This is a genomic window from Chryseobacterium sp. JM1 (genome assembly GCF_000737715.1).
GTDB lineage: Bacteria > Bacteroidota > Bacteroidia > Flavobacteriales > Weeksellaceae > Chryseobacterium.
The window spans coordinates 159,489-181,242 of sequence record NZ_JPRN01000004.1 but is presented as its reverse complement, the minus strand read 5'-3'; the positions used below and the strand labels follow the sequence as shown (position 1 = coordinate 181,242).

The 21,754-nt window shown below is 37.8% G+C and carries 17 protein-coding genes; 10 read left to right on the top strand and 7 right to left on the bottom strand.

The window, feature by feature from the left end:
• Positions 1-2,232, bottom strand: coding sequence for an outer membrane beta-barrel family protein (locus IW22_RS09250; RefSeq protein ID WP_034725940.1), 2,232 nt, complete (start codon positions 2,230-2,232; stop codon positions 1-3).
• A 276-nt stretch (positions 2,233-2,508) separates the two neighbouring features.
• Here IW22_RS09250 and IW22_RS09245 point away from each other — a divergent pair, with 276 nt between their 5' ends.
• The 4 genes from IW22_RS09245 (at position 2,509) to IW22_RS09230 (ending at position 9,972) form a co-directional block, all read left to right on the top strand.
• Positions 2,509-5,526 (top strand): histidine kinase, encoded by a 3,018-nt coding sequence (locus tag IW22_RS09245; RefSeq protein WP_081873922.1) that lies wholly within the window; start codon positions 2,509-2,511, stop codon positions 5,524-5,526.
• Positions 5,527-5,576: 50 nt separating this feature from the next.
• Positions 5,577-6,197, top strand: coding sequence for a response regulator (locus IW22_RS09240; RefSeq protein ID WP_034725933.1), 621 nt, complete (start codon positions 5,577-5,579; stop codon positions 6,195-6,197).
• A gap of 109 nt (positions 6,198-6,306) precedes the next feature.
• Positions 6,307-7,992 carry a hypothetical protein gene (locus IW22_RS09235; RefSeq protein WP_034725930.1) on the top strand — a complete coding sequence of 562 codons (1,686 nt, stop codon included), beginning with the start codon at positions 6,307-6,309 and terminating at the stop codon, positions 7,990-7,992.
• Positions 7,993-8,193: 201 nt separating this feature from the next.
• Entirely contained in the window at positions 8,194-9,972 is a 1,779-nt protein-coding gene (locus IW22_RS09230; protein ID WP_117616579.1) for a carboxypeptidase-like regulatory domain-containing protein, read from the top strand.
• A gap of 62 nt (positions 9,973-10,034) precedes the next feature.
• Here the strand turns inward: IW22_RS09230 and IW22_RS09225 are convergent, their stop codons facing one another.
• The 3 genes from IW22_RS09225 to recJ form a co-directional block, all read right to left on the bottom strand.
• Positions 10,035-10,373: a DUF3817 domain-containing protein gene (locus IW22_RS09225; protein ID WP_034725924.1), complete on the bottom strand. Its 339-nt coding sequence runs from the start codon at positions 10,371-10,373 to the stop codon at positions 10,035-10,037.
• An 83-nt stretch (positions 10,374-10,456) separates the two neighbouring features.
• Positions 10,457-11,041 (bottom strand): nicotinate (nicotinamide) nucleotide adenylyltransferase, encoded by a 585-nt coding sequence (gene nadD / locus IW22_RS09220; RefSeq protein WP_034725922.1) that lies wholly within the window; start codon positions 11,039-11,041, stop codon positions 10,457-10,459.
• A 48-nt stretch (positions 11,042-11,089) separates the two neighbouring features.
• Positions 11,090-12,802, bottom strand: a complete 1,713-nt coding sequence (recJ, locus tag IW22_RS09215; RefSeq protein ID WP_034725919.1) for a single-stranded-DNA-specific exonuclease RecJ — start codon at positions 12,800-12,802, stop codon at positions 11,090-11,092.
• A 110-nt stretch (positions 12,803-12,912) separates the two neighbouring features.
• Here recJ and IW22_RS09210 point away from each other — a divergent pair, with 110 nt between their 5' ends.
• Positions 12,913-13,725 (top strand): M48 family metallopeptidase, encoded by an 813-nt coding sequence (locus tag IW22_RS09210; protein WP_034726145.1) that lies wholly within the window; start codon positions 12,913-12,915, stop codon positions 13,723-13,725.
• 84 nt (positions 13,726-13,809) lie between these two features.
• Here IW22_RS09210 and IW22_RS09205 read toward each other — a convergent pair whose 3' ends face one another.
• Positions 13,810-15,432, bottom strand: coding sequence for an ABC-F family ATP-binding cassette domain-containing protein (locus IW22_RS09205; protein ID WP_034725916.1), 1,623 nt, complete (start codon positions 15,430-15,432; stop codon positions 13,810-13,812).
• A 193-nt stretch (positions 15,433-15,625) separates the two neighbouring features.
• On the opposite strand from IW22_RS09205, the gene smpB reads away from it, so the two are divergent.
• The 5 genes from smpB (at position 15,626) to IW22_RS09180 (ending at position 20,351) form a co-directional block, all read left to right on the top strand.
• Complete coding sequence (gene smpB, locus IW22_RS09200) at positions 15,626-16,084, top strand: SsrA-binding protein SmpB (RefSeq protein WP_034725913.1); 459 nt, start codon at positions 15,626-15,628, stop codon at positions 16,082-16,084.
• 77 nt (positions 16,085-16,161) lie between these two features.
• On the top strand, positions 16,162-17,658 hold the full coding sequence (locus tag IW22_RS09195) for an OmpA family protein (RefSeq protein ID WP_034725910.1): 1,497 nt from the start codon (positions 16,162-16,164) through the stop codon (positions 17,656-17,658).
• Positions 17,659-17,753: 95 nt separating this feature from the next.
• Positions 17,754-18,494, top strand: a complete 741-nt coding sequence (locus tag IW22_RS09190; protein WP_034725909.1) for a YebC/PmpR family DNA-binding transcriptional regulator — start codon at positions 17,754-17,756, stop codon at positions 18,492-18,494.
• A gap of 57 nt (positions 18,495-18,551) precedes the next feature.
• A complete protein-coding gene (locus IW22_RS09185; RefSeq protein WP_034725906.1) occupies positions 18,552-19,379 on the top strand; it encodes a UDP-2,3-diacylglucosamine diphosphatase in 828 nt (275 codons plus the stop codon).
• Positions 19,380-20,351 (top strand): glycosyltransferase family protein, encoded by a 972-nt coding sequence (locus IW22_RS09180; protein WP_034725904.1) that lies wholly within the window; start codon positions 19,380-19,382, stop codon positions 20,349-20,351.
• Here the strand turns inward: IW22_RS09180 and IW22_RS09175 are convergent.
• Both IW22_RS09175 and IW22_RS09170 read right to left on the bottom strand, forming a co-directional pair.
• The gene (locus IW22_RS09175) at positions 20,340-20,630 is read right to left on the bottom strand and encodes a GNAT family N-acetyltransferase (protein WP_034725901.1); all 291 of its coding nucleotides are present in this window, start codon (positions 20,628-20,630) and stop codon (positions 20,340-20,342) included. The genes IW22_RS09180 and IW22_RS09175 overlap by 12 nt on opposite strands.
• Positions 20,631-20,992: 362 nt before the next feature.
• A complete protein-coding gene (locus tag IW22_RS09170) occupies positions 20,993-21,739 on the bottom strand; it encodes an RDD family protein (RefSeq protein ID WP_034725899.1) in 747 nt (248 codons plus the stop codon).
• Positions 21,740-21,754: the final 15 nt, after the last annotated feature.

Genomic DNA, 21,754 nt, shown 5'->3' with positions numbered 1-21,754 from the left:
TTAAGTCCTTGATTTTATAGCGTCGTTGGCAGATTTTATTTCTCTTGCTTTTTTCAGTTTCTGATTTCCGAAATTGTAGGTTACACCGATGTTCAGAAGTCTTGAATATTCGAAATTGACAACATTATTGTAACTTCCGTTAGGCTGTATCCCTTGAATGCTGTTGTAATTTTGGTTAAAGAGATCATACACTTCTGCTACAAAGGTCCAGTTGCCCATGATTTTCTTTAAGCTCACATCAAAGCTCTGTCTTACGCCCAATGTTCCGCTTTCAATTTTCACTTTACTGCCGTAATAGTAATTCACTCCCAGGAACCAGTCTTTATTGGAAGAAAGACGGATATTGTTATTGATATTCCCTGAAACATTGAAGTTTTTGAAATTGATTATGTATGGTTCAACAACTTCTGTTTGACCTTCAACAGGTACTGAGGTTGGATCTGCCGTTACTGCCCCTTTATATATATTGTATCCTAAATTCACAGAATAATTGGTTGTCCAGATTTCTTTGAACCATGATTTGTTCATCCCTAAGGTTAGTCCAAACTGTTTGTTGTCGCCATAGTTGGTTCGGATATATCTTAAAAACTTCTTGGTAACCATTACCGGATTTCCGTTTTCATCATTTTCCGGTCCTGTTACACTTCCCTGAAGTGGTATTTGGTTCGATGCATCTTTTACATAATTGAAACTTACATTGGCAAAAAATGCATTTTTGTACATATAACTGATTTCCTGATTGTAAAACTTAGAAGCCAGTACGAATGGATTGTTCTGCGTATAATTATTAGGCGTGAAATAAGTTCTTGACGGATTCAGCTCCCAAAATCTAGGTCTTCTGATTCTGCTGGAGAAACTGTACGTAAGATTATGATCAGAGCTGATGGCGTAGTTTAAGTTAAGATAAGGTAACAGGTTATTGTAGTTTCTGTCAAAACTTGTCTTTCCAAGAATTTCGCCGCTGCTTCTTGTGATCTCATAACGGCTTCCTATTTTCCCTGAAAATTTATCGCTTAGTTTTCTTTCATACGTAATGTAAGCACCCAGGATTCTTTCTTTATAAATGAAGTGATTGGTCTGATTGGCGTCATTGATGATTGCATTGTTAATGATTTTGTCCTGTTTCGTATCATTATCTGTATTCGTGTGGTTATAGCTTACTCCCATCAACCATGTGCTTCCTTTAGCCGTTTTTTTCAGATAGTCGATATTTGCGGCATAGTTATTAATGATCTGGGGAACTGACTGTTGTAATGCGCTGTATTTATTATCAGGATCAGTATTTAAAGGAAAACTTTCGTTGGTACTCATTTTATCCCTGTTGAACCATAAATAAGAAACGTTAGAGGTAAGTTTGCTTCCGATAGAATCTGTTTTTATTTCGTAATTTAAATTGAAAGAGTGATTTCTTGTCTGCGCGTTTTCATTGTTTACAGTTCTGTTGATAAGCGCTCCGTTTTCCCAGTTTGTTATATCAAGAATAGAGTTAAAACTTTTATTATATCTCATGTTGTAGGTAAATCCTAAACTGTGATTTTTATTAAGTTCATAATCAATATTCACACTTCCGCCCACATTTTTATTAGGATCAGAATTGAATCCTGAAGACTCATTTCTGAAAGTGGAATCTCCGTTGGATAATGTATATCTTTCTCTGTCTGTCCAGCTTCCCGTATTGAAGTTAGAATTCACAGACCATTTGTTTTTTTTGAAATTAAATGAAGCTCCGGCAGAAGGATTGTTGTAGTAAGCCTGCTCATTATTCATTTTCAAAGTTCCGTTATAGCCGTCATTTTTCTTCTTTTTCATCACAATATTGATGACCCCTTCATTGGATTCTACCTGGAATTCACTTCCCGGTGTTGTGATCACCTCAATTTTCTGGATATCTTCTGATGGAGTTCCTTTCAGCATTTCGATCAATGCTTCAGCATCCATATTGGATTTTTTGTTGTTGATATAGATCACTACATCAGATTTTCCCATGATCTTCAGAGATTTTCCGTCGATGCTGGAAATCATTGGAGTTTGCTTCAAAAGATTGAATGTATTCGTTCCCTTTGCAATCGGGGAAGAAGCTACATCATAAATGAAACGGTCACTTTGTTTTTTGAAAACCTGTTTCTTGATATTGACTGCTTCAATATTTTTTACTTTCAGAGTGTCTTTTGCTTGTTGGGCAGCTGCGAGTCCGCTGAAAAATAAGGCGGCAACTAGAATCTGAGTTTTCATAATTATATTGTTTTAGTTGTTTAATAGCTTGTATGGATGATTATTTAACATTACAAAGATATATAATAAAAACAGTATCATGCAATACAAAGTACTTAAAATGTTTTTAAATTAAATTTAACTAATTGATTATCAGTGTATAAAATTTTAAATTAAAAATTCAACTTCTTTTGACTTTCTACATAATTAGACAATTGAGGAAAGTTAAATGTTACATTCAAAGAAGAATTTCCTTAAATAATTAAAAAAAGACTAACTTTATTTAAACTACAAATCATGAAATTCCTATTAAAACTATGTGCTGTCATTGCATTATTTTGCTGGGCAAAATGGGGTGCACAAAACATGGGTAATTATTCTGTGACAAAAATTACACAGGACGACGGACTCTCGCAGGGCTCCAATTATTTCTGGTTTGAAGACCGTAAGGGTTTTGTATGGCTGACATGCAATGATGCCCTCAACCGCTATGACGGATCTTCAGTAAAAGTTTACAATCTCAAATATTTTTTTAAAAATTGCCCCGCATTACAGCAGGGATACGGTTTTGCAGAAGACGGGAAGCATTTGTATATAGGCAGTACAAGAGGCTTATATATTTATAATTATCAGTTGGACGAGTTTATCTTGGTAGATATTTATAAAAAGTTTTCCAAAAATAAAACGGCTATTCCCATTGGTTTTGCAGACGGAAGAATCTGGCTGTTTAATGAAGCTTATCAGTTGGTAAGTTTTGATGTGACAACCAAAAAGATTACTCTGGAAGCCCAGATTCCTATCGAACCCTTAAAGTCCGTTCACATCTATTATAACGACGGAAATGTATTTTACTTCAGAATGCCTTTTTTGGATAAGCACCGGAATATATGCTTCATTGGAACCAAAGATGTGGTAACCTATGGCCTGGATTCTAAAAAAATAAATTTTCCCTTACATCAGTTTAACACAGATCCTGCTGTGATCCTGCAATCTGCCGCATATGATGAAAAAGAAGATGCCCTTTATCTCGGAACTGCGGACCATGGATTATTTGTTCTTAAAAATCATTATCAGACGATGGATGAGCGTCAGAAATCTTTGAAGAGAATCGGAGGGGTTACGGTTAATGAAGACAAAATTGTCTTTATGAGTAATAGAACTCTTTTTATTTTCGATAAGGAGCTTAAAAAAGGAAGTCCTTTCCATACCAATTTTGAACGGGCTTTTAACTTCCGGTTCGATCAGATTGGAAGGCTCTGGTTCTGTGATGACGGGCAAGGGGAAATCATCATAGACTTCAGAGGAGCTATGCTTAAAAATACGACTGATGCTACAGATTCTTTGATGATGTCTTTCAGACAACGTGGAGTTTCAGATTTTACCGAGCTTCCGGATCATAGCATTTTAATTAATTCATCTGCTGTTTTTAACCCTGAAAAATTTTCTGTTAAAAAATTTGCACCGGACAGAAGCAGCTATTATACTAACTCCAGAGGGAGAAGCTACAGCAATCCATATACCCGGGAAATATGGATGTTTGAGAATAGTACCAGTGATCATCAATATAAGATTATTGTTTTTGATGAAAATTTAAAACTCCGAACCAGCTACACCTTTGATAACGGAGACATGGGCAAGCATCAGCATATGGTCAATTTTAAAGATTCACCGTCTGTATTTTCTTTTTCTACAGGTTTATATCTTTTAAATACAATCACCGGAAAGTTTGAAAAAATAAAAAGCATTCCGGATCAGAATCCTTTTTATATCAATATTCTGAGCGATAAAAGAATGGCGATAAGCTACCTGAACAGTGATATGACGTTGGTCAAAAGGGATGATAAAAATGGGTATAAAGTCATTGGGAGAATTCTTCCGAAAGTGCAGAGTTTTTATATTCAGGAGGATGTGAAAAACAGTCAGTATTGGGTAGGAACCAATCAGGGAGTCTATCTTTTGGATAAAGATTTCAGGAAAGTAAAAATATTTGACAGCAATAACGGTCTTGCCGGAACCTACATTTATGGAATTCTGCTGGATGATTTCGGAAAGCTCTGGTGCAGCCATCAGAGAGGGCTTTCAAGCATTGATACCCGGACACACATTATCTCTAATTATGACAAAGAAGATGGAATTCAATACTGGGATTTCAATAACAGAGGTTTTCTCAAAACTTCAGATGGGGTTCTGTATTTCGGAGGGGTGAAAGGATTTAATTATTTTAAACCGCCTTTAAAACCCAGTTCTTTTTACCGGCCCGAGATTTATATTGATGAGGTGCTGATTAATAACAGACGCTATGTAAGCCCGAAAGGAATTAATTTTTTGAAGGAACTCAACCTCAAATATGATGAAAACAATATTTCCATCAGGGCACTGATCAAAGATTTGGAACATGGTTCGCAAAGAAGTATGATGTACCGGATAAGAAATATTGATCAGGTTTGGAAAAAAATGTCCAGAAAAACACCCCTTAATCTAAATAGTTTAGCCCCTGGAATTTATGAAATAGAATTCGGGATTACAGATAAATTTACAGGGAAAGTTTTATCTCAAAAGCTAATAAAGATTAGTATTGATAAGGTTTTTTATCAGACGTTTTTATTCTGGATAATTCTCGGAAGTTTATTTTCCGGAGCGCTTATTCTGCTGGTAAGCCGATGGGAATTCATCAAACAGAAAAATGAATTTAAAGAAAAAATGGCGCTTGAATCCCAAAGAAATAAAATCACTGCCGATCTGCATGATGATATTGGTTCCACATTAAGCAGCCTGCAGATCAATTCCATGGTGGCCGGAGAACTCATTGATAAACAAAAAATACAGGATGCCCAAAAAGTTCTCAGGAATATAGAAGATCAGTCCCGGAAGCTTTCCGAAAATATGAGTGATATCGTTTGGAGCCTTAAGCCCAACAATGATTCTCTGATGACACTTTCCACCAGGATCAGGAATATAGCCAGCGAAATTCTGGGCAATACGGATATTGATTATAAAATAAATATTGACGAAAGTATTGATAATGAAATTGTAGATTTCAGCATTAAGAAAAATATCATTCTCATCACCAAAGAAGCATTGAATAATGTCGTGAAATACAGTAAATCTGATCAGGTTTCTATTGATCTTAAAAAGAATGAGAGCCACCATATTCTTCAGATAAAAGATCAGGGAATTGGATTTGATCTTTCAGAAATAAAAGGAAACGGTATTGGAAATATGAAAAAAAGAACCCTGGAAATGAACGGCATTTTTGAACTGGAATCACAAAACGGGACCCGTATCAAAATCCTTATCCCTAGATTTAGGGATTGATGACAGCTCAGTAAGAATTTAACTTTGAATCAATCTAGCAGTATCACACCATGATTAAAATATTTGCCTACGACGATAGCCAGGAACGCCTGCACAGTATGAGAAGCCTTATTGAGCTTTCAGAGAATATGAAATATATCGGGGATGCGCTCAACTGTGAACATGTGAAAGAGGAAATGGAGAAGTATCAGCCGGATATCGTTTTAATGGATATCAATATGCCGGTGGTGGACGGAATAACAGGCCTGAAAATTATTAAATCCAGATTTCCTCATATCAATGTTCTGGTTCAGACTGCTTTTGACGACAGTGAAAAGGTGTTCCGTTCTATTTCCAGTGGGGCCAGCGGTTATATTTTAAAAAGTGATAACCCGAGGAGAATTCTTCAGGCTATTGAAGAAATCTACGAAGGCGGAGCTTTTATGAATCCGGCTATTGCAAAGCGTGTCCTGGAATATTTCCAGCCTACGGCACAGCAGAAACTTTTGACAAAAAAAGAACAGGAAGTCCTAAAACTGCTGTCAGACGGGCTTAGTTACAAGATGATTGCTGATAAACTGGAAATAGGCTATTCTACCGTAAATACCCACATCAAGCATATTTATAACAAACTTCACGTATCTTCTTTGGGCGAAGCGGTCTCATGGTATTTTAAAAATATAAAGGAGTAAAAACGCTGAAAAATTCTGTATTCAGCTTTTGGAACGTCCCTATAATTAGGGATTTTTTTATGTTTTGTTTTAAATGAATTTTGAGAAACAATTCTAAAAACAAAATATTATGAAAAGCAAATTTACTTTTATGAGAAAGACAGCGGTCTTATTATGGGTCTTACTTTTTGTGACGGCTGGTGCACAGGAAGAAAGACCGGGACAACCCATCAAAGGGGTTATTGTGAAAGGTGGGAAAAATCCGGGAGGAAATCTTCTGGTTTCTGTAGGCGGAGGTGGATTGTTTCCAGGAAATACTTATGGACAGGAGAGCCATGTTGGAAACGGATTGAATGGAAATATTAATCTGTACGTTCCTGTTTTTACATTGAACGGTTCGGAAACAAATTATACCTCACTGGGGCTGAACGGAGGTGCCGGATTTTTCGGAATGAAAAAAGAATATAAACCTGAAGGACCTTTTTACAATATTGCAGGACAGTCTTCGCCACCTTCATTTAAAACGGAAATAGGTAATGGAAGCCGACAGAATGGTTTCATAGGAGAACTAGGGCTTCAGTCTAATTTTTCCTTCAACAAATTTACAATATCACCTATTATGAATGCCGCCTATATCAGTTCAAAGGAAAGTTCGTTTACGGCTATTCAGACTTCGAGTGTCAATGGGCAGGTCCGAAGTTTTGAAACATCAAAAAGGATGATTTCAAAAACCGATGGTCTGGGCGTCATCCCCAAACTGAGACTGTCTTATTTTCCGGGAAGAATAGGATTTTTTGTAGAAGGAAGCTACCTGGCAGGCCCGAATGTAAAAAATACAACAACCATCTTCAAACCTAACGGAGCCCCGAACAGTGAAGGCTTTTACAGTATTGATCAGATAATGGCAGGCAGATATGAAACACTGGAAACAAAAAACAGACTCAATGCTTTAGGCTTGAATGCAGGAATAATCTTTAGCATCTTTTCAAAAAAGGATTACAATAACCCAAAGAGTTCAGAGATAACGGATGAAATTCAGTCAAAATCAAGCAATTGTGTTTGTCTAAGCTCACCCACGGCTTCTGTGCAATTTCCTAATGTCAGCGGTCCGTCAATAAATCCCGGTGGGACTTTGACGATTCCGTATAACCCGGCAAATTCTTCAAAATTCTTAAGAGTTGAAGCATCACCGCATCCTTACAATTCATTAAATACAGGAATTTGGGCTTCCATCATCACTATTTTCACGAATGGAAGTCCTGCTACGGTAAGTTCAGGCGGAAATCCATTTAACCATACTAATGGACAGAATCCTTCTGCAAGATTAATTCCTTTTTCAAGTCTGAACGTAGGAACAAATACCATTTGTGTTAATGTAAAATGTCCATCTTCGGGTACTACCTGTTCAATAGGCTGTTTTACGGTTATTGTAGAAGGTCCTCAGTCTTCATCCTCTGGTACCGTTACGGCAACGCCTGTTTGCTGTACAAAATTTATTGTTGTACCGGGAAATCCTCATAAAGAAGTACTCACAGGACAGGTCAGGTTTAAAATGGCAGGAACGGTAGTCAATGCAAAATTGAAAATAGTGTCTGCCGGAGGAAATATTGCGTATGAAAACTTTGTGCAGAACGGCTTTACAGGATGCTACACCATGCCTGTAGATATTTCGGTAATCAGCACGGCCAATCAGCCGGTACCTTCCTCTACGGTGAATGGTTTACCTGTTTATAAACATTCAAGCAAATTTGCCTGTAAAGAACTAGGCCCAAAATTACCTGTACAGGTAATACCAGGCATAAAAATTCCACAATAGGACTATCTGGAAATAATAATTGAGAAGTGAGGCCGCAATGTCTCACTTCTTTACCACTTAATCCTGGTCTTTTTGACTAAAAATTTTTAATGTCAGAGATTGAAAGTTATTCAGATGTAAAAAAATGTGTTGAAAAATTGAATAAAATACCGATGTATTCATTTTATGATTAATTTAGTATAAACCAAAAATTAATAACATATGAGAAAAATTTATCCTCTATTGTTGTTATTATTGTTAATATTTTCATGTAAAAATGAAACATATATAGACATTGATGACAGCAGCCCAATCCCTGAATCCAATTTTAATTTTGGAAGCACAGTACAAAGAAATTTTCAGGGCGTAGTACTTGATACCGGCGGAAATCCTGTAAGCGGAGCCACGGTAACCATTGGATCGGCTACGGTTCAAACCAATTTCAAAGGTTTTTTTACGTTTAAAAATGCCAATGTGAAGGAAAACTTTGCCCTTGTGAAAGTAACAAAATCCGGATTTGTAGATGGTTCAAGAGTAATGGTTCCAACAGGTGGAATGAACCGTGTGAATATCATGATGATCCCTGCAACCACCACTGCAAGTATCAATTCAGGAGCAACTTCTACCGTTTCTTTACCTAACGGAACAAAAGTAAAATTCGACGGAAGTTTCAAAGACGCCAGCGGAAATGCGTACAGCGGAAGTGTGAATGTAGCGTTGTATAATTTAGCATCATCCAATCAGTATCTGACTGAATTAATGCCCGGTTCTCTTCTGGCAACCAACTCCGGCGGAGGTGCAAGAATCATGGAAACCTTCGGAATGGTACATGTTCAGCTTACAGGAAGCTCAGGACAAAAATTACAGATTGCAACCGGACATACCGCTGAAATGACAGTTCCTATCGATGCATCACAGACTTCAACTTCTCCGAATACAATTCCGCTATGGTCATACGATGAGAATACAGGAATGTGGAACGAAGAAGGTTCTGCAACGAAGGTGGGGAATACCTATGTAGGAAACGTAAATCATTTCTCCTGGTGGAATTGCGATGCACAGTTTCAGCAGGCCATCCTGAAAGTGACAGTGAAAAATCCGGCAGGCTTACCAATGGTGAATACAAAGGTGAGTTTAAAAAGAAGCAGCCAGGCCTATGAAACCTATGGTATGACGGATAACCTGGGTGCCGTTACAGGAATTATTCCGGCCAACGAAACGCTTGTTCTTAAAGTGTACGATGTTTGTAATACGGTGATTTATACATCCAATGTAGCCCCTGTAGCAGTGGGAACTACTATGACTTTGCCTGATATTACGGTAACCTCTACAGGAAATCAGTACACCATACAGGGGAATCTGAAAACATGCGCCAATACTGATGTTACGGATGGCTATGTGCTGTTAAGACCAGCGGCGGGTACCAATTATTTTCAGTACACATCAGTTCCGGTAAGCAATACAGGTAGCTTTTCATTCAATGTGTATTCATGTACGGCGAATCCGCAATTTATTTTGGAAGCTTATGATTATGCCAACCTGCAGACTTCAGGAGAAATTCCTTTCACAGCCAATGCACCGGTGATGAATTTTACCAATCTTTCGGTTTGTAATTCAGTGAATGAGTTTATCAGTTATAAAATTGATAATCAGAATGTGAAATATGTTTTGGGAAGTATGTATGCTCAATGGTCTGGCCTTACTTCAACCAGCCCGAATATGCCTGCCAAACAATTAAGAATTAATTCTACATCACCTGCCGGGAATTCTTTCTTTATGAATCAAAATAATATGCTTGGAGTTCCGGGAAGTTTTACGACAGATTATACTTTTGAGTTTTCCGGAGGATATTTCACCTCTAGTAATGGAAATGTAGTGGTTCAGGTGACCAGCTTCGGTGCAGTAGGAGCGTATATTGATTTTACGGTAAACGGAACGTATACAGATACGAACGGAACCCATACATTCACAGCCAATGGGCATGTACTCAGAGATCTTTAATCATTTATCATTATAACTTAAATAAAAAAGGACCATCTCGGTCCTTTTTTTATGTCGTATGGTTATTCTCTGTCGAAGCGGGCTAATTTTTTGTCTATCCAGATCGTTGCAAAAGGAAAAAACGCTGAAATTAAAGCAAAGACACTGTCTTCATCATCCCAGGTAAATGTTTTTCTTATCGCAGGGAGAAAGATCAGATACAATGTAAAAAATAATCCGTGAATACTTCCAATAGTACTGATATAGACAATCGGGAAAATACCTTCCGGATCCACGCGTATCCAGATCATTGCGGTAAACAGGAAAAACCATGAAACAGCTTCAGCCAGACAGATTTGTCTAAACCATCTGATCACTTTATCCTGAGGATATTTTAAGAAAAAATTTTCGATAAACTCCATGTCTTGATATATAAATTGAAAAATAGCAGGCCGTATTGGAATCTAACTTCTAATTTCTAGCTTCTAATTTCTTTCTTGCAAAATTACTTATAAAAACTGCTTCCGTCCAAATATTCAAAAACTTCCGGTGGAAGCATAGGACGTACATTTTTTCCTTCTTTGATCATATTTCTGATCTCCGTAGCAGAAAGTTCTATAACGGGTGCTTTGATCATGGAAATGTTCTCATGCTGCAAATATTCCGAATCTTTCTTTTCCCCTTCAAAAACTCTTGGATATACAATGATATGATGATTTTTGATCAGAAGTTCAGCATTTTTCCATTTATGAAGGCTGCTCAGATTATCTTCACCCATGATCAGGCTGAAAGAATGATCAGGATACTTTTCATGAAGATAAGTCAGTGTGTCAATCGTATAACTTGGTTTGGGAAGTGAAAACTCGACATTAGAAGCTCTCATTTTAGGATAGCTTTTTACCGCGAGCTGTACCATATCCAGCCTGTTATGATCTTTAAGAAGTGATTTTTTATCTTTAAAAGGGTTCTGTGGGCTTACTACAAACCATAATTCATCCATGTCAGTATGTTCCAGGATGTAATTGGCCAGAATTAAATGTCCGATGTGGATCGGATTGAAAGAACCGAAAAATAAGCCGATTTTTTTCATGAGTTGTCAGGTAGCAGATGGTAGGTAAAAGGTTGCAGGTAGCAGCTCCTAATCCCTAAACTTTACATCTTTAATATTCAAATAATGCGTTACATTTCCTTTCCAGTGATTTTCTTCTAACGTGAAAGCAAGGTCGAAGTTTTTGTTTTTAAAATCTTCAGCATGCTGTCCCAGTTTGAAGCCTACACACTCTATATTTCTTCCTGTAGATTCCTGCTTGATGTAAAACTTCAGGTGATTGTTGTCTTTCCCCATTGTTTTCACATATCCGGAAAGCTTCTGGTTGGTAAGCGTAAGGATCGGTTTCATATTGTGAGGTCCGAAAGGGGCCAGTTTTCTGTGGAAATTGATAAACTCACGGTTGATCTCATCCACTTTGATTTCAGAATCAATGGTAACGGAAGGTTCCTGCTGATGTTCCTGGATTTTTTCAGAAACGATTTGTTCGAATTTAATCTTGAAAGCTTCAAACTTATCCTTTTCCATGGAAAGTCCTGCAGCAGCATGATGTCCGCCGAATTTAAGGAAATATTCAGAGCACATATCAAGCGCTTCATGAACGTCAAAATCAGAAACAGATCTGGCCGAAGCCACCATTTCCCCATTGTTTCCGTCTGTGAATACCAAAGTAGGTTTATAATACGTTTCGATAAGCCTTGAGGCTACGATACCTATCACGCCCTTGTTCCAGTCCGGATGATAAACGATGGTGGAATGTTTACTCTGTTGCTGGGATTCAATGATCTGGTTCAATGCCGAAAGCGTGGAATTCATATCGAGTTCACGTCTTTCGTCATTCAGATTCATAATGTCGCCCACAATCTGATTCGCATGTTTCAGGTTGTCGGAAACCATAAGTTCCACAGCTGCTTTTCCGTGGGAAATTCTTCCTGCTGCATTGATCTTCGGAGCAATCTCAAAAACAATATTTGAAATTTCGAAGTGCGACAGTTTATCTTCCGGAATTAATAATCTTAATCCAAGGTTTCTTGTTTTTCTCAGAACTTTAAGTCCCATTTTAGCAAGTACCCTGTTTTCGCCGGTCATGGAAACAATATCCGCAGCAATGGAAATAGCAAGAAGATCGGTAAGCTCAAATAATTCAGCCTCCGGAATTTTATAGATGGTATTCAGCCCCTGGCACAGCTTGAAGCCGACACCACATCCTGAAAGTTCTTTAAAAGGATATCTGCAGTCATTTCTCTTAGGATCCAGAACAGCTGCAGCATCAGGGATCTCGTCACCCGGAAGGTGATGGTCGCAGATGATAAAATCAATGTCTTTTTCTTTGGCGTAGTTGATCATGTCAATAGCTTTGATACCGCAGTCTAAAGCAATGATCAGTGAAAAGCCGTTTTCTTTGGCAAAATCAATACCTTCGGTAGAGATTCCGTATCCTTCGGAATTCCTGTCCGGGATGTAATAATCTAAGTATTTTTTCTCAACAATTTTGCTGAGGTAAAGGTACATGACGGCAACAGCAGTAGTTCCGTCTACATCGTAATCTCCGTAAACAAGTATCTTTTCTCCGTTTTCAATGGCTGTGGCAATGCGCTCTACAGCTTTTTGCATATCTGCCATTAAGAACGGACTGTGTATATCGGTAAGGTTGGGTTTGAAGAATTCTCTGGCCTTTTGATAATTGTCAATTCCCCTTAAAACGAGGAGTTTAGATTCAAAAGTACCAAAACCAAGTGACGAACTTAATCTGTCCACAACTTCCTCATCGGGTTCCGGCTTGTAAATCCATTTCTGACTCATTTCACAAAAATAAGGAAAAAAAACAGCATTTTGAAATGATTAAGGATGAACTTGACTTACTGAATGTTAAAAAAAATTATCTATCTTCGCGGTCCAAATTAAAAATGATTATGAAAAAAATGACTCTCTGCCTTTTATTCTTAGGGGCAATGAATGCTGTATCAGCACAGAAAATCAATCTTGGAAAAGCTGCAGGTATTGTTTCGAAAGGAGCAAAAGCCCTTACGTTTACTAACGAAGACGCCGTGAAACTGTCTAAGGAATCTGTGGATTGGATGGACAAAAACAACGAGGTTGCAGGTCCAAAAGATCCTTATACGGTAAGACTGAACAAACTTTTCGGAAAACACAAATCTCAGGACGGACTTGCACTGAACTATAAAGTGTATAAAGTAAAGGATATCAACGCTTTTGCCTGTGCAGACGGAAGTGTGCGAGTGTTTTCTTCTTTAATGGATATCATGACGGATGAGGAGCTTTTAGCAGTTATCGGACATGAAATCGGACACGTAAAGAACCAGGATACTAAAGATGCTATTAAATCTGCTTATTTAAAGGCAGCGGCATTGGATGCGGCATCATCAGCTTCAGGAACGGTAGCGGCACTAAACGAAAGTCAGGTAGGGAAAATGGCGAACGAATTTCTGGATGCTTCTCACAGCAAAAAGCAGGAATCTGAGGCAGATACATATTCTTATGACTTTATGAAAGCAAACAGCTATAATGTAGTAGGAGCGTATTCGGCATTCAAGAAACTGGCCCTGCTTTCTGAAGGAAGCACTCAGACCGGTTTTCAAAAAATGTTTAACTCTCACCCTGACAGTGAAAAAAGAGCTCAGGCTATTAAGAAGAGAGCAGAAAAAGACGGCTTGTGGAAAGATCCGGGAACGGTAGCTCTTCCTAAAACGAAGCTTACTAAATAATTGAATTTACATTATAAAATAAAAATTCCTCAAAGTTGTTTTTGAGGAATTTTTTTATTTAAAGTTGAATGTGATCTTAAGAAATTAAGAATACATTTTTTCTCTAAGTTCTTTTACTTTTTTGTCAGCAAGGTATTCATCGTAAGTCATTTCTCTGTCGATGATTCCTGTAGGAGTCAATTCGATGATTCTGTTACAGACAGTCTGAAGCATTTCGTGGTCATGAGATGATAACAGAAGGTTTCCTTTGAAGTTAGACAATGAGTTGTTCAACGTTGTGATACTTTCAAGGTCTAAGTGGTTGGTAGGCTCATCTAATAAAAGAATGTTTGCTTTCTGAAGCATCATTCTGCTGAACATACATCTCATTTTTTCACCTCCTGAAAGTACTGTACAAGATTTTAGAGCTTCATCACCTGAGAAAAGCATTCTTCCTAAGAATCCTCTTACGAATTCCTCGTGACGCTCTTCGTCGTTTTTAGTGAATTGTCTCAACCAATCTACCAGGCTGATATCTTCCTGGAAGAATTTTGTATTATCCAACGGCATATGAGATTGGTTAGTCGTAACTCCCCAAGCCACAGTTCCCTGATCCGCCTGAACATTTCCAGCAAGAATTTCGAAAAATTCTGTGATGGCTAAAGAGCTTTTAGAAAGAACAGCAACTTTATCTCCTTTTTTAAGGTTTAGGTCGATGTTTGAGAATAACAGTTCTCCGTCTTTAGTTTTTTCAAGACCTTTTACATCTAAAATCTGATCTCCGGCCTCTCTTTCCATTTCGAAAATGATGGCAGGATATCTTCTTGAAGATGGCTTAATATCATCGATGTTTAGTTTATCGATCATTTTCTTTCTCGCTGTAGCCTGTTTAGCTTTTGCAACGTTTGAGCTGAATCTTGCGATGAAGTCCTGAAGTTCTTTCTTCTTTTCTTCCGCCTTTTTGTTAGCCTGAGCTCTTTGTCTTGTCGCCAGCTGAGAAGCCTGATACCAGAAAGTATAGTTACCTGTGTAAAGGTTAAGTTTCGCATAATCTAAATCTCCGATGTGCGTACAAACGGTATCCAGGAAGTGACGGTCGTGAGAAACCACAATTACTGTGTTTTCGTAATCTGCAAGGAAATTTTCTAACCAGGCTATCGTATCAATATCAAGGTCATTCGTAGGTTCATCCAGAATCAATACATCCGGGTTTCCGAAAAGTGCCTGAGCCAAAAGAACTTTTACTTTGTCCTGGTTCTCAAGTTCACTCATCATCTGCCAGTGCATGCCATCCTTAATCCCAACATTTGAAAGCATTGTCTGTGCATCAGATTCAGCAGTCCATCCGCCCATTTCATCATAGATTACACCCAGCTCACCAGCTTTGATTCCGTCTTCATCAGAGAAGTCTTCTTTAGCATATAAAGAATCCATCTCTTCTTTTATTTCGTATAATTTTTTATTACCTCTTAAAACAGCCTCAAGAACAGTAAATTGATCGTAAGCAAAGTGATCCTGCTCCAAAACTGACATTCTTTTCCCCGGTTCCAAAGATACATGCCCTGTCGTTGGATCCTGCTTTCCTGTTAATATTTTAAGGAATGTAGATTTTCCCGCACCGTTTGCTCCGATAATCCCGTAGCAGTTTCCTTTGGTAAACATAATATTTACCTCGTCAAAAAGAACTCTTTTCCCGAATTGTAAAGATAAGTTAGATACTGTTAACATATAGTTTTGTAAATTTGGCGCAAAATTACGAAAAGAATTTGGGTATTTCGTAATAATGTAATAGTCAAGTTTTTAAATGTGGGGTATTTTTTCTATATTTCATTAATGAAATTAAATCAGAAAAGAGTCCCGTAATACACCTTAGTGAAGGATTGGGCCGTCCAGTCCAATATAATTACACGAATTTTTTAAAATGAAGATCGAAAAAACAGTCAGTATATTAAACAGAAGAGCCCGTTTTGAGTATGAAATCCTTGAAGAGTATGAAGCTGGGATGGTTTTGACGGGTACGGAAATAAAATCTTTACGTTCATCCAAGGCGTCTATCACAGAATCCTTCTGTCAGTTTATTGATGGGGAGTTATACATTATTAATATGATGATTGATGAGTATAAACTGGGAACTTTTTACAATCACAAAACAAAAAGGGAACGGAAATTGCTGTTGCACAAAAAAGAATTGCAGAAACTTGAAAAGAAGTTAAAGGATGCAGGGAACACAGTTATACCTCTTAAGTTATATATCACAGATAAGGGGAAAGCAAAAGTCTTGATTTCGCTTGCCAGAGGGAAAAAACTCTTTGATAAAAGGGAAGCGATAAAAGATAGAGAAAATAAACGTAACCTGGACAGAATATTAAAGAAAAGTTAAAAATCATTCAAAAAACTTTGTATATAAAGAAAAATTATATTTATTTTGCATTATCAATTATTTAATCATTTAATTCTATGAAAAATCTAAAATTAGGAATTTCAGCATTGGCGCTTACTGTAGCCTCTACTGTCTTCGCGCAGACTACCAACAATCCGTGGTTGATCGGAGTTGGTGCTCATGCCGAAAACCACAAGGCAGCACAGACAGGATTCAGTAACACGTTCTCTGCTAATAATTTAACGAAGACGATGTTCAATGTGAACAACTTCTCTATTACACCTCCATTATCTAAATTAACAGTTGCTAGAAACATCGGTAAAGGTTTAGTTATCGACTGGCAGACTTCCGTAGGTAATGTAGATAACAAGAGATTCAACATGGGGAAAGAATTCTTCCTTATGACAGGTCTTGGTTTCCAGGCTAAAGCAGCTGGTCTTTTATGGAATGAAGAATCTTGGTTCGATCCATATTTAAGAGTTGGTGCTAACTACCTGAGACATGACTATACTGCACTTACTTTCCCAAGAAACGATTACAATGGTAATTCTGTTCCTAACGGAGACGGTGGTAACGAAAATGGTAAAGCTAACCACTTTACAGTTTCTACAGGTGCTGGTGTTAACTTCTGGGTAACTAAGAACTTCGGTCTTGGTGTACAAGGTGACTACGTGTCAACTCCAGGTGATAAATCTACAGTTGCTAACTTCTGGCAAGCTTCTGCATCGATCTTATTCAGATTCGGTAACAGAGATAGAGATAAGGATGGTATCCTAGATAAAGATGATCTTTGTCCAGATACTCCAGGTCTTCCAGAATTCCAGGGATGTCCTGATACTGACGGTGACGGAGTTCCAGATAAAGACGATCAATGTCCAGAAGTAGCTGGTCCAGTTGAAAACAACGGTTGTCCTTGGCCAGATACAGATGGTGATGGTGTTATCGACAAAGATGATGCTTGTCCTACTGTTGCAGGTCCTGCAGAAAACAACGGTTGTCCTTGGCCAGATACAGACGGTGACGGAATCTTAGATAAAGATGACGCTTGTCCTACAGTTCCAGGTCTTCCAGAATACAACGGATGTCCTAAACCAAAAGAAGTAATCGGAGTTGAAGCTACAGGTGCTCTTAAAGGTATCTTATTCGATTTCAACAAAGCTACAATCAGACCAGAATCTAGCACTAAGTTAGATGAAGCGGCTAAGATTATTAAGCAATCTTCTGACGGTACATTCTTAGTAACTGGTCACACAGATAAGAAAGGTGCTGATAACTATAACTTGAAACTTTCTAGACAAAGAGCTGCTTCAGTAGTTGGTGCTCTAGAAGCTAGAGGTGTTAGCGCTAACCAGTTAAAATCTGTAGGAGTTGGTGAAAGAGACGCTACTGTTTCTGAAAAAGCTTCTGACGCAGACAGAATGGTTGACAGAAAAGTTGTAGTTGAGGCTGTAAACGGTGCTGCTTGGGATGCACTTCAGAAATCTGATCTAGACGTTGTAGAGAAGAAAACTGTAGTGAAAAAAGCTAAGAAAGCTCCAGCTAAGAAAAAAGCTCCAGCTAAAAAGAAAAAATAATTAATTTTTCTAAATAATGAATACCTCCAATTGTATTGGAGGTATTTTTTTTTTGTTGACTTTTAGTTAATTTTGTTGAAAATTTAAAAATTAAAATGGGAAGAGCATTTGAATATAGAAAAGCTTCTAAAATGGCCAGATGGGATAAAATGGCCAAAACTTTCTCCAAGATAGGTAAAGACATTGCACTGGCTGTAAAAGCCGGAGGAACAGATCCTGAAGCCAATCCGGCTTTAAGAAGATGTATCCAGAATGCCAAGGGTGCCAATATGCCTAAAGATAACGTAGAAAGAGCCATCAAAAAAGCCGGTGGTGCTGATGCTGAAAACTATGAAGAGATTACGTACGAAGGATACGGGCAGGGTGGAGTAGCATTCTTTGTAGAATGTACAACCAATAACCCAACGAGAACTGTAGCCAACGTAAGAGCGATCTTCAATAAATTCGACGGTAACCTTGGGAAGAATGGAGAACTTGCTTTTATCTTCGACAGGAAAGGTATTTTTACTCTTGATTTGTCTCAGATCAAAATGGATTGGGATGATTTCGAAATGGAAATGATAGACGGAGGTGCAGAAGATGTGGAGAAAGATGAAGAGGAAGTAATGATTACAACGGCTTTCGAAGACTTCGGTTCACTGTCTCATAAATTAGATGAATTGAAAATTGAAGCGAAAAGCGCAGAACTTCAGAGAATTCCAAACAATATTAAAGAAGTGAATGCAGAACAGTTCAAAGCGAATATGAAGATGCTGGAGCGCTTTGAAGACGATGATGACGTACAGAACGTGTATCACAATATGGAAATCACAGAAGAGCTGATGAACTCGCTGTAAAAAATAATATAGCATTCATATACAGTTAACTTTCAATTAGTTTCTTTGTATAAAACTATGAAAAGAAACGTTGAGTTAGTTGTCATATCGGATGTTCATTTGGGAACTTATGGATGTAAGGCTAAAGAGCTGTTACGGTATCTCAATTCTATCCAGCCTAAAACACTAGTTTTGAACGGTGATATTATCGATATCTGGCAGTTTAAAAAGTCTTACTTCCCTAAACCTCATTTGAAGGTGATCAAAAAGATCCTTTCATTCGCTACTAATAAAAATACACAGGTCTACTACATTACGGGCAACCATGATGAGATGTTCCGGAAGTTTACGGATTTCGAATTAGGAAAACTGAAAGTCTGCAACAAGATCTGTCTGGATATTGATCAGAAAAAGACCTGGATATTTCATGGTGATGTTTTCGATGCCTCTGTACAGCATTCTAAATGGATTGCAAAATTAGGAGGAAAAGGCTATGATCTCCTGATTGTCATCAATAATATGGTCAATTGGTTTCTGGAGAAAATGGGCAGAGAAAAATATTCATTTTCAAAGAAGATCAAAAACAATGTAAAGAAGGCGGTGAAGTATATCGGAGATTTTGAACTCACTGCTTCAGAACTGGCTATAGACAATCATTACGATTATGTGATCTGCGGGCACATTCATCAGCCTCAGATCCGTGAAGTTGTTAATAAAAAAGGATCATGCACCTATCTGAATTCCGGAGACTGGATAGAAAACCTTTCCGCTCTTGAATACCATGATAAAGAATGGAAAATCTTTTATTATGACGATCACAAAGATTCACTTAAAGACGACGAAGCAGAAGAAATCCAGGACATGGACAGTTCTGAACTTCTGAAAATAGTAACTAATTTTTCATAAATGAAGGTTTTGTATGCATTTCAAGGGACAGGGAACGGCCATGTGGCACGGGCGCAGGAAATTATTCCTATCCTCAAAAAATATGCTTCAGTCGATACATTGATCAGTGGGCATCAGTCGCAATTAAAGGCTGATTTTGACCTTAATTATCAATATCGGGGTATTTCTCTTCTTTACAACAAAACAGGAGGTTTATCCTATCGTAAAACGTTTACCGAGAATAAATTTCTTGAAGCAGCCAAAACAATCCGGGAACTGGAGCTTTCACAGTATGATCTGATCATTAATGATTATGAACCTCTCACCGGTTGGGCAGGGAAATTAAAAAAGCTGCCGATGATCGAACTGAGCCATCAGGCTTCCATGAGTTTTGCCGAAACACCAAAGCCGAAACATAAAGATTTTCTGGGTGAACTGATCCTGAAATATTACGTTCCCAGCAAAAGAAAAATAGGTTTCCACTTTGAAAATTACCATCCGCAGATTAAAAAACCTGTGATCAGACATAAAATCCGAAACCTTAATCCCGATAAGAAAGGTTATTATCTCGTTTATCTTCCAAGTTTTGCAGACGAAAATATCATCAAAGTTCTGAAACAGATTCCTGTACAGTGGAAAGTATTCTCAAAACACAGCAAAGTACAGGTGAAAGTGAAAAATGTAGAAGTTTTCCCCATCGATGAGATGCAGTATCTGAAATATTTTGAAAGCTGTGATGGAATTCTTTGCAATGCTGGTTTTGAAACGCCCGCAGAAGCGCTTTTCATGGATAAAAAACTCTTTGTGATCCCAATTCATAACCAGTACGAGCAAGAATGCAACGCCTGTGCTCTGGATTTGATGGGAATTCCGAACTCCAAAGTATTAAAACTTCAGGAAATTATGGAATGGGTCGCTTCAGATCATCACTTACAAGTAGATTACCCGGATAATATCGAGGAGATTTTGGTGAAAGATGTTTTAGCTCTTTAGAAAAATATCATCCACATCACTCATTCGGGTCATTACGGCTCTTGCATAAGAACAGTGCGGATACACTTTCCAGTTGTTTTCTCTTGCAAATTTTATGGCCTCCTCAACCAGATATTTTCCCAGTCCGCGCCCTTCAAATTCAGGGTGTACGAGTACGAATGAAATAATAAATTTACTGTCTTCAGGAAAAATAGTATACGTCAGTCTTCCTACTTCTTTGGTTTCGTTGTTCAGCGTAAGTACGCCACCATTTCCTGATTTATTGTTCTCAAATTTCATAATGCTAAGCTTTGGTATTGAAAGATACAAAAATTGCACCGACAGGGATTATGGGAAATGTCAATAGTGAATAGTGAATTTGCTTCGCAGTCAATTTTTTTGATGTGTTTAAATAGGAGGACTATCCTTTTTTACCATTATTAATTGACGATTGACCATTCACTTGCGCAGCAAAATTGACCATTGCCAACCATCGTTATCCGTCAATAGTGAATAGTGAATTTGCTTCGCAGTCAATTTTTTAACTTGATTAAACAGTGTAAATTTTTTTTGTAATGTAATCAATTGACGATTGACCATTCACTTGCGCAGCAAAAATTGACCATTCACTCGCGCAGCGAAATTGACCATTAACATCTCCATCAATTCTCCTTCCCCGTATAATAGTTATAATCCTTGATCACCACATTAATAAACTGTCTTTCCGTCATCTTCGGATCAATTTCCAGTTTTAAAATGCTTTTGATCTTATCTGAAAGTTTACTGATGATCTGGCGGTCATCTATTTTCAGTGCTTTGGTGTAATTATCTTTAATGATCCTCATATCATTATCACTTAAGGCGATGACCTGAGGGAATGACGGAATATAATCTTCGTTGATATTTTCCAGAATGGTATGGGAAATATTGATGTTGTTTTTTAAAGAAATCACAGCGGTACCGGAAGCAATATCCCCCAGACGCTGGTTGTTTTTGGAAACAATCATAGAGATTAAACCTACAACACCGGCGGCAGTCGTATCAATCAGGCGGAACATCCATCGGATCAGATAGTCACCGAAGCTGGCCTGGTAGCCGTCTATTTTTACCACCCGGATCTTCATGAGTTTTTTTCCGGGTGTCTGTCCTTCCATAAGGCTTTCCAGAACTACAGGATAAATGTAAACCGGAAAAGTCAGGACAATATAAACTGCCATGATAGACCACTGATCCAGCCCATCCAATAAATACCCAAGATCCAAAATGTTGAAGAAAAGGTAGAGTACAATAATGACATAAGCCACCTTGATCAGGAAATCGATAATGAAGGCAAGCATTCTTTCTCCGACACTTGCAATATTAAAGTTAATATTTACATTTTGTGAGGTATTTATCGCAATTTGAGACATAATTTTTATTATTTT

Coding starts and splice junctions, on each gene's coding strand:
- IW22_RS09195 (WP_034725910.1), top strand. CDS start 16,162: ATGAAAAATCTAAAATTAGGAATTTCAGCATTGGCGCTTACTGTAGCC.
- IW22_RS09225 (WP_034725924.1), bottom strand. CDS start 10,373: ATGGAGTTTATCGAAAATTTTTTCTTAAAATATCCTCAGGATAAAGTG.
- IW22_RS09170 (WP_034725899.1), bottom strand. CDS start 21,739: ATGTCTCAAATTGCGATAAATACCTCACAAAATGTAAATATTAACTTT.
- IW22_RS09250 (WP_034725940.1), bottom strand. CDS start 2,232: ATGAAAACTCAGATTCTAGTTGCCGCCTTATTTTTCAGCGGACTCGCA.
- IW22_RS09245 (WP_081873922.1), top strand. CDS start 2,509: ATGAAATTCCTATTAAAACTATGTGCTGTCATTGCATTATTTTGCTGG.
- smpB (WP_034725913.1), top strand. CDS start 15,626: ATGAAGATCGAAAAAACAGTCAGTATATTAAACAGAAGAGCCCGTTTT.
- recJ (WP_034725919.1), bottom strand. CDS start 12,802: ATGAGTCAGAAATGGATTTACAAGCCGGAACCCGATGAGGAAGTTGTG.
- nadD (WP_034725922.1), bottom strand. CDS start 11,041: ATGAAAAAAATCGGCTTATTTTTCGGTTCTTTCAATCCGATCCACATC.
- IW22_RS09185 (WP_034725906.1), top strand. CDS start 18,552: ATGAAAAGAAACGTTGAGTTAGTTGTCATATCGGATGTTCATTTGGGA.
- IW22_RS09235 (WP_034725930.1), top strand. CDS start 6,307: ATGAAAAGCAAATTTACTTTTATGAGAAAGACAGCGGTCTTATTATGG.
- IW22_RS09180 (WP_034725904.1), top strand. CDS start 19,380: ATGAAGGTTTTGTATGCATTTCAAGGGACAGGGAACGGCCATGTGGCA.
- IW22_RS09190 (WP_034725909.1), top strand. CDS start 17,754: ATGGGAAGAGCATTTGAATATAGAAAAGCTTCTAAAATGGCCAGATGG.
- IW22_RS09240 (WP_034725933.1), top strand. CDS start 5,577: ATGATTAAAATATTTGCCTACGACGATAGCCAGGAACGCCTGCACAGT.
- IW22_RS09210 (WP_034726145.1), top strand. CDS start 12,913: ATGAAAAAAATGACTCTCTGCCTTTTATTCTTAGGGGCAATGAATGCT.
- IW22_RS09205 (WP_034725916.1), bottom strand. CDS start 15,432: ATGTTAACAGTATCTAACTTATCTTTACAATTCGGGAAAAGAGTTCTT.
- IW22_RS09175 (WP_034725901.1), bottom strand. CDS start 20,630: ATGAAATTTGAGAACAATAAATCAGGAAATGGTGGCGTACTTACGCTG.
- IW22_RS09230 (WP_117616579.1), top strand. CDS start 8,194: ATGAGAAAAATTTATCCTCTATTGTTGTTATTATTGTTAATATTTTCA.